This window comes from Rhabdothermincola salaria (genome assembly GCF_021246445.1).
Classification (GTDB): domain Bacteria; phylum Actinomycetota; class Acidimicrobiia; order Acidimicrobiales; family Acidimicrobilacustridaceae; genus Rhabdothermincola_A; species Rhabdothermincola_A salaria.
The window spans coordinates 923,702-937,930 of record NZ_JAJQXW010000001.1 but is presented as its reverse complement, the minus strand read 5'-3'; the positions used below and the strand labels follow the sequence as shown (position 1 = coordinate 937,930).

16 protein-coding genes are annotated in these 14,229 nt (G+C 70.7%); 2 read left to right on the top strand and 14 right to left on the bottom strand.

Going from position 1 to position 14,229, the window contains the following annotated elements; genetic code table 11:
- Positions 1-22 precede the first annotated feature (22 nt).
- A complete protein-coding gene (locus LUW87_RS04340; RefSeq protein WP_232669849.1) occupies positions 23-373 on the bottom strand; it encodes a hypothetical protein in 351 nt (116 codons plus the stop codon).
- A gap of 129 nt (positions 374-502) precedes the next feature.
- Between LUW87_RS04340 and LUW87_RS04335 the strand changes: the two genes are divergently transcribed.
- A complete protein-coding gene (locus tag LUW87_RS04335) occupies positions 503-1,210 on the top strand; it encodes a glycerophosphodiester phosphodiesterase (RefSeq protein WP_232669848.1) in 708 nt (235 codons plus the stop codon).
- Between the two features lie 73 nt (positions 1,211-1,283).
- Here LUW87_RS04335 and lepB read toward each other — a convergent pair whose 3' ends face one another.
- From lepB to arc, 9 genes are read right to left on the bottom strand one after another with little or no spacing between them, the layout of a single operon-like run.
- Positions 1,284-1,928 (bottom strand): signal peptidase I, encoded by a 645-nt coding sequence (lepB, locus tag LUW87_RS04330; protein ID WP_232669847.1) that lies wholly within the window; start codon positions 1,926-1,928, stop codon positions 1,284-1,286.
- A gap of 59 nt (positions 1,929-1,987) precedes the next feature.
- The gene (locus tag LUW87_RS19070; RefSeq protein WP_232669846.1) at positions 1,988-2,947 is read right to left on the bottom strand and encodes a helix-turn-helix transcriptional regulator; all 960 of its coding nucleotides are present in this window, start codon (positions 2,945-2,947) and stop codon (positions 1,988-1,990) included.
- Positions 2,944-3,912 (bottom strand): helix-turn-helix transcriptional regulator, encoded by a 969-nt coding sequence (locus LUW87_RS04320; protein ID WP_232669845.1) that lies wholly within the window; start codon positions 3,910-3,912, stop codon positions 2,944-2,946. Before LUW87_RS04320 ends, LUW87_RS19070 begins: the two co-directional genes overlap by 4 nt.
- A 10-nt stretch (positions 3,913-3,922) precedes the next feature.
- Positions 3,923-5,281, bottom strand: a complete 1,359-nt coding sequence (gene pafA, locus LUW87_RS04315; RefSeq protein WP_232669844.1) for a Pup--protein ligase — start codon at positions 5,279-5,281, stop codon at positions 3,923-3,925.
- A gap of 30 nt (positions 5,282-5,311) precedes the next feature.
- Complete coding sequence (gene prcA / locus LUW87_RS04310; protein WP_232669843.1) at positions 5,312-6,040, bottom strand: proteasome subunit alpha; 729 nt, start codon at positions 6,038-6,040, stop codon at positions 5,312-5,314.
- Positions 6,040-6,885: a proteasome subunit beta gene (gene prcB, locus LUW87_RS04305; protein WP_346742394.1), complete on the bottom strand. Its 846-nt coding sequence runs from the start codon at positions 6,883-6,885 to the stop codon at positions 6,040-6,042. Before prcB ends, prcA begins: the two co-directional genes overlap by 1 nt.
- Before the next feature lie 38 nt (positions 6,886-6,923).
- On the bottom strand, positions 6,924-7,118 hold the full coding sequence (locus tag LUW87_RS04300; protein WP_232669842.1) for a ubiquitin-like protein Pup: 195 nt from the start codon (positions 7,116-7,118) through the stop codon (positions 6,924-6,926).
- A gap of 28 nt (positions 7,119-7,146) precedes the next feature.
- Positions 7,147-8,658, bottom strand: coding sequence for a depupylase/deamidase Dop (gene dop, locus LUW87_RS04295; RefSeq protein WP_232669841.1), 1,512 nt, complete (start codon positions 8,656-8,658; stop codon positions 7,147-7,149).
- Between the two features lie 7 nt (positions 8,659-8,665).
- Positions 8,666-10,426: a proteasome ATPase gene (gene arc, locus LUW87_RS04290; protein ID WP_232669840.1), complete on the bottom strand. Its 1,761-nt coding sequence runs from the start codon at positions 10,424-10,426 to the stop codon at positions 8,666-8,668.
- A 281-nt stretch (positions 10,427-10,707) separates the two neighbouring features.
- Here arc and LUW87_RS04285 point away from each other — a divergent pair, with 281 nt between their 5' ends.
- On the top strand, positions 10,708-10,944 hold the full coding sequence (locus LUW87_RS04285; RefSeq protein WP_232669839.1) for a ferredoxin: 237 nt from the start codon (positions 10,708-10,710) through the stop codon (positions 10,942-10,944).
- A gap of 126 nt (positions 10,945-11,070) precedes the next feature.
- On the opposite strand, the gene LUW87_RS04280 is transcribed toward LUW87_RS04285, so the two are convergent.
- The 4 genes from LUW87_RS04280 to LUW87_RS04265 are packed head-to-tail and all read right to left on the bottom strand — an operon-like array spanning position 11,071 to position 14,210.
- Positions 11,071-12,243: a MarP family serine protease gene (locus tag LUW87_RS04280; RefSeq protein ID WP_232669838.1), complete on the bottom strand. Its 1,173-nt coding sequence runs from the start codon at positions 12,241-12,243 to the stop codon at positions 11,071-11,073.
- A 28-nt stretch (positions 12,244-12,271) separates the two neighbouring features.
- Positions 12,272-13,045: a tRNA (adenine-N1)-methyltransferase gene (locus LUW87_RS04275; protein WP_232669837.1), complete on the bottom strand. Its 774-nt coding sequence runs from the start codon at positions 13,043-13,045 to the stop codon at positions 12,272-12,274.
- Positions 13,042-14,013, bottom strand: a complete 972-nt coding sequence (locus LUW87_RS04270) for an adenine nucleotide alpha hydrolase family protein (RefSeq protein WP_232669836.1) — start codon at positions 14,011-14,013, stop codon at positions 13,042-13,044. The genes LUW87_RS04275 and LUW87_RS04270 overlap by 4 nt, the downstream gene beginning before the upstream one ends.
- Positions 14,010-14,210 carry a MoaD/ThiS family protein gene (locus LUW87_RS04265; RefSeq protein WP_232669835.1) on the bottom strand — a complete coding sequence of 67 codons (201 nt, stop codon included), beginning with the start codon at positions 14,208-14,210 and terminating at the stop codon, positions 14,010-14,012. Before LUW87_RS04265 ends, LUW87_RS04270 begins: the two co-directional genes overlap by 4 nt.
- Positions 14,211-14,229: the final 19 nt, after the last annotated feature.

Genomic DNA, 14,229 nt, shown 5'->3' with positions numbered 1-14,229 from the left:
AGGGCCCCTTCGGGCCCGACGATCAGCGGCGGCGACGATCCTGGCTCTCGGCGGCATCGAACGCCGCCCACAGCTCGTCGTCGTCGCCGAGCAGGCTCTGGAAGCCCTGGAGCTCCGCCGAGGTGATGGGCGCCCCGCCGGCCTCGTGGTCGGCCACCTCGACCGTCGGCATCGACAGCTCGTAGGCGACGCCGGAGGCCAGGAGCAGGTCGATCGTGCGCGGTTCGGCGGGCTTGACGACGGTCGTCTCGCAGCGTGGGCAGACGAAGGCGTAGCTGCTGCGGCGCTCGGTGGCGCTGACCCGTACCTGCACGTCGGCCGTGCTGAGCTCCACGTCGCCACAGGTGGGGCAGGTCGCTCGGATGGTCGCCATTTCGTCGTGCTCCTCGTCGTGTCGGCCCCTTGTGGACCCATGGTTGTTCTCGGCCACGAGGAGCGCTCGCTTGAGCGCGACGCGTGGGCCGAATGGCTGGAGCAGGGTGCCGCCGGGCATGCTCGCGGGGTGCCTCGATTCGCCTCGGTTCGACGCCCTCCGATCGGCTTCGCCCATCGCGGCGCCCGGGCCCACGCCGCCGACAACACCCTCGAGGCGTTCCGCCTGGCGCTGCGGCTGGGGGCCACGGGCCTGGAGACCGACGCCTGGTCGAGCGCCGACGGCCAGGCCGTGCTCGACCACGACGGGGTCGTGGGCGGGCGGATGCGCCGCCGGCCCATCGCCGCCCACCGCCGCGACGAGCTCCCCGGGCACCTGGTCACGTTGGCCGAGCTCTACGCCGACTGCGGCACCGACTTCGAGCTCTCCGTCGACGTCAAGGACGAGGCGGTCGCGGCCGAGCTGGTGGCCAGCGCCCGTGACGTGGGCGCCGAGGAGCGCCTCTGGCTGTGCCATCCCGATTGGGAGCTGGCGGCTACCTGGAGGGCCCTCTCCCCCAGTGTCAAGCTGGTCGACTCGACCCGTCTCAAGCGGATGGAGGGAGGCGCCGAGCGTCATGTGGCCCGGGCGGCGGCGGCCGGCCTCGACGCCGTCAACCTGCACCACAGCGACTGGACCGGGGGTCTCGTGGCCCTCGTGCACCGCTTCGAGATGCTGGCCCTCGGATGGGACGTGCAGTTCGACCGCACCATCGACAACCTGCTCGACACCGGCATCGACGGCGTGTTCTCCGACCACGTCGACCGCATGATGGCGAGGATCCACGCGCGCGCCTGATCCGACCTGGCCGAGCCGGCGCCGGACGACCGGACCTGGTCGCTGCCGGCCGATCGGCCCGCCGACGGCTGGATCAGAAGAAGGAGAAGCGCCCGAGGGGCCAGACCCTCACGAAGGACTCGCCCACGATGCTGGACTCGGTGATGGGCCCGAAGAACCGGCTGTCCTTGGAGTCCGGACGGTTGTCGCCCATGACCCAGACGTGGCCGGGCGGGACGAGGCAGGGGTCGGCGTCGCTGCAGCTCAGCGGCGTGGTGGCCGTGCTGGTGACGACCCCGGGGTCGAGGTACGACTCGTCGAGGGCCTGGCCGTCGACGAAGACGGTGTCGTCCTTGATGACGATGGACTCGCCGGGGAGACCGACGACCCGCTTGATGAGATCCGGGATCTCGCCCGCCGTCTCGGTGGGAGGTCGTTCGAACACCACGATGTCGCCTCGGGAGACGTCGCCGAACGTGTAGGACAGCTTGTTGACCAGCACCCGATCGCCCTCTTCGAGGGTCGAGGCCATCGACAACGACGGGATGAAGAAGGCCTGCAGCACGAAGGCCTTGATCACGAGGGCCAGCACGACGGCGCCCACGATGACCACGAGCCACTCGGCGATGTTGGCGCCGACCGGGCCGAGGAGCTTGGCGAGCCCACGCCGAGGGGCTTCGGCCGGTGGCGGCAGCGGGCCCCCCGCGACCGGGTGTTCGGGTGGCGGCGACACGGTCACCGCGGGACCACGGAGACGTCGGCGAGAGGGGGGACGAACAAGAGCACGGCTCGGTGAGCCTACCCGCCGTACCGGCTGAGGACCCGGCGGGCGGCGGTGCCGGCGACGTCGCCGAGGTCCTCCGGGGCGGCGACCACGGTGGCCTCGGGCCCGAGGCGCACCAACAGGCGCTCGAGCCACGGCCGGGCCACGACGGCCAGGGTGACGCGCAGGCCCCCGGATGCCAGCTCCTCGATCTCCTCGACCGGGTACTGCTCGGCCACCCAACGGGCCTCCGGGGCCAGGTCGAGGGTGACGCGAGGATCGTCGGGACCGGGTCGGAACACCTCGACGGGACGGGGGTCGGGGGGTGGCTCGAAGGTCTCCTCGAGCACCGTCGCCTCGGCGATGCGGTCCACCCGGAAGACACGGACGTCGTCGCTGAGGTGGCACCAGCCCTCGAGGTACCAGCGTCCCTGCTCGGCGTGCACGCGCCAGGGGTCGACCTCGCGGTGGGTGAGCTCGTCGCGCCCGTAGCTGTAGTAGTCGAGGGCCAGCCGGCGGTGCTCGCCGACGGCCACCTGCAACCGGGGCAGCACCGACCCGGCGCCCTCCCCCAGCTCGACGTCGACGAGGGCGCCGGCGTCGCCGCCCATGGTGGACGAGAGCTTCTCGAGACCTCGGGCCAGAGGCCCGTCGCGGTCGGCGCCGGGGACGTTGAGCAGGGAACGTCCGGCGGCCAGCAGGGCCAGCGCCTGCTCGGCGGTGAGCCGGAGGGGGCGGGTGAAGAAGTCCGGGAGGCGCAGCCGGACCCGGTCGCCATCGAGGATGACGTCGATCAGGGCATCGGGCGTGTAGGGGTGCAGGCCCACCATGAACGCGGTGTCGAGGCAGTCCTGCAGCTGGCCCCGGTCGAGGTCGAAGCGGGCACAGATCTCGTCGATGGTGGCGCCGTCGTCCTGGGCCGCCACCCAGGGGACGATCGCCAGCATGCGTCGGAGGCGTTCGGTGGCGGTGAGGCGGGGGGTCCGGGCGGTCACGACGCCTCACCGGCGAGCGCGCCCACCCAGGCGACCAGGTCGCGGCGCAACGCGTCCGGGCCGACCAGCTCGGCGCGGTCGAGGAAGCTCAGGACGAAGCCCCGGAACGCCGGCCACGACGTGACCGGGACCCGGAAGGTCACCGACCCATCGGGGTGGTCGGTGGCATCGACGTCGTCGCCCAGCTGCTGGCGGGCCCACCGGGCCCGGTCGGCGTCGACGAGGAGCTCGGCGACGACCGGCTCGCCGTCGCCGTACAGCCAGGGCTGACCGGGTCCGCCCTCGACCCGGGCGGCCGGTCGTTCGAAGGCTCCGGGGCCACCGAGCTCGACGGGGCCGTCGATGCGGTCGAGGCGGAAGTTGCGCTCCCCCTCGCGGAGGTGGTCGTGGCCGGTGAGGTACCACCGACCTCGACGGTTGTCGAGGCGCCAGGGATCGACGACGCGCTCTTGCCCCCCCTGCGAGGTGACGTAGGTGAAGGTGACGGTCCGCCGCTCCATGACCGCGGTGAACAGCGGGACCAGCGCCGGATCGGCGGGCAACGAGGCCACGGTGGCCTGCGGGAGCGGGTGGTGGTCGTCGCGCACGACGCCACCCAGCTTCCAGAGGGCCTCGGTGCCGTCGGAGCCGGCATCGTCGTCGCCGAGGCGGACTGCTTGCAGCGCCAGACGCAGCGCGGCGAGCTCGTCGGGGGCCAGCCCGGGGTCGGGGAGCTCGTACGCGGCCCGGTCGATCCGGTATCCGGTGTCGGGCGGGTACGAGTCGGGGATCTCCTCGACGGTGATGGGGACACCGAGGTCGCGCAGCTCGGCCTTGTCGCGCTCGAACGCCTTGCGGAACGCGACCTTGTCGGAGGGGTAGCCGGCCACCCGCTCGGCGATCCAGGCTGCGGTGACGGGTCGCTCGGCGGCGAGCAGCGCCGCCGCCAGGTTCATCATCCGTTCGAGCTTGTCGCTGGTGGCCATGGTCGTGAGCTCAGAGGGAGGCGATGAGCTTCTCGACGCGCTCGTCGTGGCTCTTGAAGGGGTCCTTGCACAAGACGGTTCGCTGCGCTTGGTCGTTCAGCTTCAGGTGCACCCAGTCGACGGTGTAGTCGCGCTTGCGCTCCTTGGCCCGTCGGATGAACTCGCCGCGCAGCCGGGCCCGGGTGGTCTGCGGCGGGGTGTCGACGGCCTCGTCGATCTCGGCATCGGTGCACATGCGATCGACCAGGCCGCGATCCTGGAGCTTGTAGAACACGCCCCGGCTGCGGCTCACGTCGTGGTACTGCAGGTCGAGCAGCGAGACCCGAGGGTGGCTCAGCGCCAGGTCGTTCTTGGCCCGGTAGGCCTCGACCAGCTTGTACTTCACGACCCAGTCGGCCTCTCGGTCCAGGCCGAGAGGGTCCTTCTCGATCTGGGTGAGGGCGTGCTCCCACATGTTGAGGGCCTGCACCTCCAGCGGTGACAGATCGCGCCGCTCCGCGTACTTGAGGGCCCGCTCGAGGTACTCGGATTGGATCTCGAGCGCGCTGGCCTCCCGGCCGTTGGCCAGGCGCACCTTGCGGGTGCAGGTGATGTCGTGGCTGATCTCGCGGATGGCCCGGATGGGGTTCTCGAGCGTCATGTCGCGCAGCACGACGTTGGGTTCCTCGAGCATGCGCAGCAGCACGGCAGTGGCTCCGACCTTCAAGAAGGTGGCCGACTCGCTCATGTTGGAGTCGCCCACGATCACGTGGAGGCGTCGGTAGCGCTCGGCGTCGGCGTGGGGCTCGTCGCGGGTGTTGATGATCGGCCGGCTTCGGGTGGTGGCCGACGAGACGCCCTCCCAGATGTGCTCGGCTCGCTGGGAGATGCAGAACATGGCGCCGCGGGCCGTCTGCAGCACCTTGCCGGCGCCGGCGTAGATCTGGCGGCTGACCAGGAACGGGATGAGCGCGTCGGCGTAGTGGGTGAAGTCGTCGTGGCGGGAGGTCAGGTAGTTCTCGTGGCATCCATAGGAGTTGCCGGCGGAGTCGGTGTTGTTCTTGAACAGGTAGATGTCGCCCTTGATGCCCTCCTCGGCCAGGCGCTGCTCGGCGCTGGTGAGGAGCTGTTCGAGGATGCGCTCGCCCGCCTTGTCGTGCACGACCAGATCGTGGATCGAGTCGCACTCCGGCGTGGCGTACTCGGGGTGCGAGCCCACGTCGAGGTACAGCCTCGCCCCGTTGGCCAGGAACACGTTGGAGGAGCGGCCCCAGGAGACGACCCGGCGGAACAGGTAGCGCGCCACCTCGTCGGGGCTGAGGCGCCGCTGGCCGCGGAGCGTGCAGGTGACCCCGTACTCGTTCTCGAGACCGAAGATCCGTCGCTCCATGCAGGGCACGCTACCGACCGACGGGCAGGGTCAGTCGCCACCCTCGGCCGGCGCCCCCGCCGGATCGGCGGTCGCCTCGACCGCGGGCAGCAACGAGAGGAGCTCGTGCCGCTCGACGCGGCGGAAGGCCCGCCGCCGGGTGGTGCGCTCGAGGAGGGCCACTTCGAGCTCGTCGGGTCCGAGCGCCCGGTCGGGGCCGCCCAGCGCGGCCACAGCGGCGCGCACCGCGCCCTGGAGGTCGAGACCGTCGCTCCAGAGCTCGCCCAGGCGGGTGGCGATGGCCTCGGCTTCGCCGCCGAGCACCGTGTAGCGGTTCTCGTCCATGACCGTGCCGTCGTAGAGGATGTGGAACAGCTGGTCGCCGGCGGGCTCGGCGCTCACCTCGGCCACCAGGATCTCGACCTCCATCGGCTTCATCTCGTGGGTGAAGACCTGGCCGAGGATGGAGGCGTAGTTGTTGGCCAGGCTGCGGGCGTCGACGTCCTCGCGGCTGTAGGCATAGCCCTTGAGGTCCGCGGCCCGCACCCCCGCGATGCGCAGCTGGTCGAACTCGTTGTACTTGCCGACACCAGCGAAGGCGATGCGGTCGTAGATCTCGCTGACCTTGCGCAGCGTCGAGGACGGGTTCTCGGCCGCCACCAGGATGCCGTCGGCGTAGACGACGGCCGCCAACGAGCGGCCCCGGGCGATGCCCTTGCGGGCGTAGTCGGCCCGGTCCTTCATGACCTGCTCGGGGGCGACGTAGAAGGGCATGCTCATCAGACGTCGTCCCCTGTGTCGGTGCCCGTCTCGGGGAGACGGCCCGGGATGGCGGGCTCGCGGGCGGCGAGGACCTCGATCAGGTCACCGAAGCGCTCGGCGATCTCGGCCTCGGTCACCTTCTCGAACCCGGCGGCGGTGATGGTGGCGACGGTGGGATAGATGCCGCGCACCAGGTCGGGGCCACCGGTGGCCGAATCGTCGTCCGCGGCCTGGAACAGCGCGGTGACGGCCAGGTCGAGCGCCTGGGCCCGCTCGAGGCCCTCCCGGAAGCCGATCTTGACCACCGTGCCGGCGTGGAGGCTGCCCGAACCGGTGGACGCGAAGTTGGACTCCTCGTAGCGACCGCCGGTGACGTCGTACTGGAAGAGCCGGCCGGTCCCCCGCAGCACGTCGTAGCCGGCGAAGAGCGGCACCACGGCCAGACCCTGCAGGGCCGCACCGAGGTTGCCCCGCACCATCTGGCCGAGCTGGTTGGCCTTGCCCTCGAGGCTGAGGGCGCTGCCCTCGACCTTCTCGTAGTGCTCGAGCTGCAGCTGGAAGAGCTTGACCATCTCCATCGCCGGTCCGGCGGCACCGGCGATGGCCACCCCGCTGTGGCGGTCGGCGGGGAAGACCTTCTCGATGGCTCGGTGCGAGATGAGGTTGCCGGACGTGGCCCGTCGGTCACCGGCCATCACCACCCCGTCGGCGTAGCGGATGGCGACCACGGTGGTGGCGTGGGTGATGGGCATCCGGGCGGCGACGTCGGAGGTGGGCGCCTCCGGAGCCAGGCCTGACCGGCGCAACAGCCCGGCGAAGTCGGGTCCGGGGTCGTCGGGGGGTGAGAAGAACGGCATGGTCACGAGCGCCGAGGCTAGTGCCGGGCCGGGTGTCCGGCGGGCTACTGCCCGCCCTTCTGGACGAAGCTGCGCACGAAGTCCTCGGCGTTGGTCTCGAGGACCTCGTCGATCTCGTCGAGCAGGTCGTCGAGCTCGGCCTTGAGCTTCTCGCCCTTCTCGGTGCTGACAGGGGCCTCGTCGACCTCGACGTCGGCCTTCTCGGTGGTGGTCTTGCGGATCTGCTCTCGCTCGGCCATCGCGTTGTCGTCCTTCGTTCGAGAGGGGTCAGGAACCCAACCGCTCGAGGAGCTCGGCGGAGGTGTCGCTGTCTCGGATCACGCTACCCACGTGGGCCTCGGTTCCGCGGGAGGGTTCCATCATCGGGACCCGACGCAGCGGCTCGCTGCCGATGTCGAACACCATGGAGTCCCAGTTGGCCGCGACCACGTCGTCGGCGTACTTCTGCAGGCACTTCCCGCGGAAGTACGCCCGGGTGTCGGTGGGTGGCTCGGTCATCGCCGCGTCGACCTCCTGATCGGTGGTCAGGCGCTCGAGCCCGACGCGGGCGGCGAGCGAGCGGTCCGGGCGCAGGTCGTGGTACTGCAGGTCGAGGGCCGCCAGCCGGGCGTCGCCCCAGGCCAGCTCGTGGCGCTGGCGATAGGCGTCGACGAGGCGGTACTTGGCCACCCAGTCGAGCTGGCCGGCCAGGGCCATGGGGTCGGACTCGAGCCCGGTGAGCACGGCCTCCCAGCGCCGCAGGACCTCGGCCCCCACGTCGGCCCCCACGGCCTCGAGCCCGCCGTCGTCGGCGTACTTGCGGGCCCGGGCGTAGAGCTCCCACTGCACCTCGAGGGCGGTCACGGTGGTGCCGTCGGCGAGGGCCAGCGGCGTGGAGAGGCCCAGGTCGTAGCTGACCGCGCGCAGGGACGGGACGGGGGTGGCGAAGACGAACTGCCGGGGTAGGACGTCGTCCTCGATCATGGCCAGCACGAGGGCGGTGGTGCCGACCTTCAAGAACGTGGCCACCTCGGAGAGGTTGGCGTCACCGATGATGACGTGGAGGCGCCGGTACTTCGACGCGTCGGCGTGGGGCTCGTCGCGGGTGTTGACGATGGGGCGCTTGAGCGTGGTCTCGAGACCGACCTCCTCTTCGAAGAAGTCGGCTCGTTGACTGATCTGGAACGGCACCTCGTCGGGTCCGAGGCCCGCCTCGCAGCCCACCTTGCCCGCCCCGCAGAAGATCTGGCGGGTGACGAAGTGAGGGGTGACCTGGCTCACGATCCGACCGAAGGGCACCTCGCGGTCCATCAGGTAGTTCTCGTGGCAGCCGTAGGAGTTGCCCTTGCCGTCGGAGTTGTTCTTGTAGATGACGATCTCCTGCCCCGGGGGCAGGGACCGGTTGGCCGCCGCCATCGACCGTTGCAGGATGCGTTCGGCGGCCCGGTCGAAGACCACGACCGAGCGGGCGTCGGCGCACTCCGGGGTCGAGCACTCCGGGTGGGCGTGGTCGACGTAGTAGCGGGCGCCGTTGGTGAGCACGGCGTTCACCAGGTTGGTCTCGACCTCCGGGGCCATGGCCTCCAGCGGCGACCAGCCCCGCGCGTCGGTGCCGGGCTGTTCGTCCTCGAAGTCCCAGTCGACCTTGGGTGCGGGACCGGGCGTCCCCGGCGCCTCGGCGATGTCGTTGAGGTACGACGTGATGAGGATCGAGGAGGCGGCGATGGGGTTGGGGTCGTCGGTGCCGCGCATGACGATGCCGTACTCGGTCTCGATCCCGCAGATCTTGGCGATGGCCATGGTCGCCTCAGAGGTACTGGCCGGTCGCGACCCGCTCGATGGATCGACCGCCCTGGGGGTCGGTGTCGGCCTTCTTGACCAGGGTGCGGACGTAGACGATGCGCTCCCCCTTCTTGCCCGAGATCTTGGCCCAGTCGTCGGGGTTGGTCGTGTTGGGCAGGTCCTCGTGCTCCTTGTACTCCTGGTGGATCGACTCGATGAGGTCGTCCACCCGGATGCCGCGCACGCCGTCGGCGAGGAAGCGCTTGATCGCCAGCTTCTTGGCCCGGCGCACGATGTTCTCGATCATGGCGCCCGAGGAGAAGTCCTTGAAGTACATGACCTCCTTGTCGCCGTTCTGGTAGGTGACCTCGAGGAACTGGTTGGCCTCGTCGTGGCGGTACATCTCGGCGACGGTCTGCTCGATCATGAGCCGTACCGCCTTCTCGGGATCGCCCCCGCCGAGCTGGTCGACCTCGTCGACGTCGAGGGGCAGGTCGGCGGTGAGGTACCGGGCGAAGATCTGGGCGGCCGCGCCCTCGTCGGGACGCTCGATCTTGATCTTCACGTCGAGGCGTCCGGGGCGCAGGATGGCCGGATCGATGAGGTCCTCGCGGTTGGAGGCGCCGATCACGATGACGTTCTTGAGGGTTTCGACGCCGTCGATCTCGGCGAGGAGCTGCGGCACGATCGTGGACTCCATGTCCGAGCTGATGCCGGTGCCGCGGGTGCGGAACAGGGAGTCCATCTCGTCGAAGAAGACGATGACGGGCCAGCCCTCCTCGCTCTTCTCGCGAGCTCGCTCGAACACGAGGCGGATCTGGCGCTCCGTCTCGCCCACGTACTTGTTGAGCAGCTCGGGGCCCTTGATGTTGAGGAAGTAGCTGCGGGCCTCCTGGTCGCCGGAGACCTCGGCCACCTTCTTGGCGAGGGAGTTGGCGACGGCCTTGGCGATGAGCGTCTTGCCGCATCCCGGCGGGCCGTACAACAAGATGCCCTTGGGGGCCGGGAGCTTGTGCTCGGCGAACAGGTCCTGGTGCAGGAAGGGCAGCTCGACGGCATCCATGATCTGGTCGATCTGGCCGTCGAGGCCGCCCACGTCGGCGTAGGAGACGTCGGGGACCTCCTCGAGGACGAGCTCCTCGACCTCGGGGCGGGGCAGCTTCTCGAGCAGGAGGGCGGCGCGGGGGTCGAGCAGCACCGAATCGCCGGCTCGCAGCCGGGGTCCGGCGAGGAGGTCCTCGCAGATCTCGACGACCTGCTCCTCGTCGGCGCGCCCGAGGATCATGGCCCGACGACCGTCGTCGAGCAGCTCCTTGAAGGTCACCACCTCGCCGGTGCGCTCGTGAGCCCGGGCCAGTACGACGTTGAGGGAGTCGTTGAGCACGACCTCCGAGCCACGGGCCAGGTCGACGTGGTCGAGGTCGGGGTGCACCGCGACGCGCACCTTGCGTCCGCCGGAGAAGACGTCGACGGTGCCGTCGTCGTTGCGGCCGAGGAAGGTGCCGTAGGCCGCGGGTGGCTGGGTGAGCTTGTCGACCTCGTCTCGCAGGGCGGCGATGTGCTCACGTGCCTCTCGCAACGTGTAGGTCAGCTTCTCGTTCTGCGAGACGGCCTGGGCCAGCTGGCCCTTGGTCTCGAGGAGGCGCTCCTCGAGGGTGCGGACGCGCTTGGGGGCGTCCTGGAGGCGTTGGCGCAGGGAGGCGACCTCCTCCTCGAGCGTGGCGATCTGGTCCTGCACGGCGGCCAGTTCGTCGTTCTCGGTGGTGTCGTCGTCCGGTGCGGGCACGGCCCACCTCCTCGGTCACGGCGTGGTCGTCGACCCTATCCCGGTCCCTGCCCAGACCGGCGGAGCGGCGGCACGGTTCACACGGCGGTGACACGGACTTGCACGGGCGCATGGCCGCCGGGAATGCTCACCGGGCCGTAAGCTGCGCTCGCCCCTCAGAATTTCTCCCGACAATGCCGGGGAAATCCCCCGGAGGTGCACTAGAGTGGCCGTCGAACGGCCCCCGCCTCTGCGGCGGACGCCACCCCACCCCGACTCCCTCACGAAGAGGTACATGGCGAATGAAGGTCTGGATCGACCAGGATCTCTGCACCGGCGACGGCCTCTGCGAAGAGATCGCCCCTGACGTGTTCACCCTGCTCGACGACGGCCTCGCCTACGTCAGGGAGGGCGACAAGGTGTTCTCCGACCCGGGCGGCGCGGCCGGCATGGCCAACATCCCCGACGGACAGCTCGACGCCGTGATCGAGTCCGCCGAGGAGTGCCCCGGCGAGTGCATCTTCATCGAAGCCGAGTGAGCGGCGGGCGTCCGGCGCCCGCCCGACACCAGCTGCATCGGTACTGACCACGAGGGAGGCACTGCCTCCCTCGTGTCGCGCCCGGTCCCGTCGCCGTCGCCGTCGCCGTGGCGCTCGGGCCACCGGTCACCCCAGGCAGGCCCCGGTGGTGACGGTGGCGCCCACGGCCGCGTCGGCGAGCACCGGTTCCAGCTCCGGGGTGGCGAGGGCGTAGGCGACGTCGGGCTGGTCCCGAGCGATGGCGAAGGCCACCCCGACCACCCGGCCGGTGGGGTCGACGAGCGCCGAGCCGGAGTCCCCGGGCCGTAGGGCGGCGGAGAGCTCGAGGACCTGGCGGCGGGTGGTGGTGGCGTCGTAGATGTCGCGCCCGGTCGCCTCGAGGGGGCGGGCCACCTCGAACGGGGCGATGCGCAGCGGCTCGCCGCCGGGGTGGCCGAAGACGCCCCCGATGGTCCCGGCCGCGGCGGCGGCCTCCACGACCGTCAGCGCCGGTCGGTCGAGGCCGTCGACATCGAGCACCGCGAGGTCGCGGTCGGGGTCGAAGGCGATCACACGTGCATCGAGGCGGCGACCGTCGTCGCGGATGACCTCGGTGCGAGCCTGTCCGGCCACGACGTGGGCGTTGGTGACCACCGTCTCGGGTGCCGCCACCCAACCGGAGCCGTCCTGGACTCGGGCGCAGGCCACGCCCTCGATCATCAACACCGAGCGGGCGACGGTCTCGCTGGTGGCCTGGTCGAGTCCGGTCGCCTCCGGCGGCGGGCCGAGATCGGGAGTGGGCCGCAGCGCCTCGAAGACCTCCGGGAAGGAGTCCTCGCCCACGAGGCTCCGCAAGGCGGCCATGGCGTCGGGCGGCTCGGGGAGGTTCTGGTCGACCGCACGGGCGACCCACGAGGTGGTGACCGGCCGGGAGATCCACGGCGGCGACACCGCCAGCACCGGAAGCATCAGCCAGACCAGCGCGACCAGGCCCACGACGCCGGCGATGGCGCCCATGGCGCCGTCGAGACGGCCGACGACGCCGTCGGGTCGTCGGGGACGCAGCCGACCCCCGACGAGGAAGCCCAGCGCCTGGCCCAGGGAGGCCCCGACCAACAACAGCCCCACGGTGAGCACGAGCACGATGCCGGCATGAGAGGGGTCGATCCTGGAGACCAGGGCCGGGGCGAGCCGGACGGCGAGGATCAGCCCCACCGCCAGTCCGATCCACGACACGACCCGGGTGATGAAGCCCAGCCGGTAGCCGCCGACCGCGACGGCCACGCCGACGACCACCAGGGCCACGTCGAGGAGGTTCACGGCTCGGCTCGGATCGCGACGAAGGGGCTCAGCCGCGCAGGAGGCGGGCGTGGGTGAGGAAGCCCGTGTGGGCCACCATCCGGTGATCCGGGCGCACCGCCTGGCCTTCGACGTGCCAGGTGCGGTTGAGCACCTCGACGGTCTCGGCCATCTCGAAGGCGCTGGCCTCGAGCGCCTCGCGGAGCTGCATCACCTGCACGATGCTCGGCGTGTAGGCCAACAAGATGCCGCCGGAGTGAAGCGCCTTCTCGGCGTGGGGGACGATGCGCCAGGGTTCGGGCAGGTCGAGGACGACCCGGTCGAGGTCGGTCTCGTCGATGCCGTCGTAGCAGTCGCGCAGCTCCACCCGGTACCGGCTCATGGCCTCGTCGCCCAGGAAGGAGGCGACGTTCTCCTGGGCCCGGGCGGCGAAGTCCTCCCGGAGCTCGTAGCCGACGATGTCGGCGCCGGCCCGGAGCATGGCCATGGACAGGGCACCGGACCCGATGCCGGACTCCAGCACGCGGGCCCCCGGGAAGAGGTCGGCCAACATGAGGATCGGTCCGAGGTCCTTGGGATAGATGACCTGGGCGCCACGGGGCATCTTGAGCACGAAGTCCGACAGCGTGGGGCGGATCGCCAGGTAGGGCAGGTGGCGGGTGGAGCGGACCGTCGATCCCTCCTCGACCCCGATCACCGCGTCGTGCGGCACGAAGCCGGCGTGGGAGTGGAACTCCCCTCCGGCCTTGAGCGTGACGAGGTAGCGGCGCTTCTTGTGATCGATGAGCAGGACGCGGTCTCCGGCGCCGAACAGGCGGCTCACCGGGCGCCGGCCCGCGTCGGTCCCAGCTCGACGGGCACCGCGGTGGCCGTCGAGGGGTCGGGCCGGGCCCCACCGGCCCGTTCGACCAGGCGGCAGAACGCACACGTCTCGGCGGTGGTCGGAGCCCCGCAGGTGGGACAGGCGCGCAGACCTTCACGATCGGTCTCGGCCTCGTCGGCGAAGCGTTCGGCGGCCCGCGCGAGGAACCCGAAGTAGAAGGAGTGCTTGGCCCCGGGTGAGGCCTTCTCGATGTCGTTCAAGGCTTCCTTGTAGGTGAGGTGACGGTTGCCGGCGGCCATGGGGCACTCGTCGACGAGGTAGTCGATGCCCCGCACGACGCAGTAGGCGGCCATCTCGCGCTCGGTGAGGCGAACCAGCGGCTTGACCTTGCGGGGGAAGCCGTCGCGTTCGGCCAGGACGGGGAGCTGGCGGCCGAGGTACTCGGTGTGCCAGTGCAGGGTGTTGCCGAACAGCACGGCGGCCTCGTCGTCGAGGTTGTGGCCGGTGACGAGCACGTCGTAGCCCTCCTCGACGGCCACGGCGTCGAAGAGGTGGCGCTTGGAGAGCCCGCACGCCGAGCACGGCGCCCGGCGGGCGGCGCGGGCCCCGGTGGGGATGTCGTAGCCGAAGCGCTCGGGGAGGTCGACCTCGAGCAGCTTGAGCCCCCGGGCGGCGGCGAAGTCGCGGGCATGGCGCCCCGACACGTCGCTGTACTCGCCGATGCCGAGACCCAGGTAGAGGCCGTCGGCGTCGTAGCCCAGCTCGGTGAGCAGGTCCCAGACGGCGAGGGAGTCCTTGCCGCCCGACACCGCGACCAGTGCCCGCTCCCCCGGCGCGATCATCTCGAACTCGTCGATGGCCTTGACGACCTGACGACGGCACTGCTCGAGGAAGTGCTCGGCGCAGAAGTTGGCGTTGTGGCGGCGGATGTCGATGATCGCCGGTTCCCGACAGGTCACGCACTTCATCGGAAGCCTCCCGAGATCACGGGACGGACCTCGACCGACTCGTCGTCGGCCAACGTGGCGTCGCCCGCCACGAGCTCTCCGGCGCGGATGACGAGCACGGACTCACGGTTGAGGTCGAGGCGGTCCAACAGGTTGATCACGGTGATCGGGCCCGGGACCTCGATCTCCCGCCGGGGGTTGCGCAACAGCACCTTCACGTCCCCATGATCGCAGGCC

Bases quoted from the DNA above. Each gene is read 5' to 3' on its own strand.
- LUW87_RS04300 (WP_232669842.1), bottom strand. From the start codon at position 7,118: ATGGCCGAGCGAGAGCAGATCCGCAAGACCACCACCGAGAAGGCCGAC.
- LUW87_RS04340 (WP_232669849.1), bottom strand. From the start codon at position 373: ATGGCGACCATCCGAGCGACCTGCCCCACCTGTGGCGACGTGGAGCTC.
- prcA (WP_232669843.1), bottom strand. From the start codon at position 6,040: ATGAGCATGCCCTTCTACGTCGCCCCCGAGCAGGTCATGAAGGACCGG.
- LUW87_RS04270 (WP_232669836.1), bottom strand. From the start codon at position 14,013: ATGAAGTGCGTGACCTGTCGGGAACCGGCGATCATCGACATCCGCCGC.
- dop (WP_232669841.1), bottom strand. From the start codon at position 8,658: ATGGCCATCGCCAAGATCTGCGGGATCGAGACCGAGTACGGCATCGTC.
- LUW87_RS04285 (WP_232669839.1), top strand. From the start codon at position 10,708: ATGAAGGTCTGGATCGACCAGGATCTCTGCACCGGCGACGGCCTCTGC.
- pafA (WP_232669844.1), bottom strand. From the start codon at position 5,281: ATGGAGCGACGGATCTTCGGTCTCGAGAACGAGTACGGGGTCACCTGC.
- LUW87_RS04320 (WP_232669845.1), bottom strand. From the start codon at position 3,912: ATGGCCACCAGCGACAAGCTCGAACGGATGATGAACCTGGCGGCGGCG.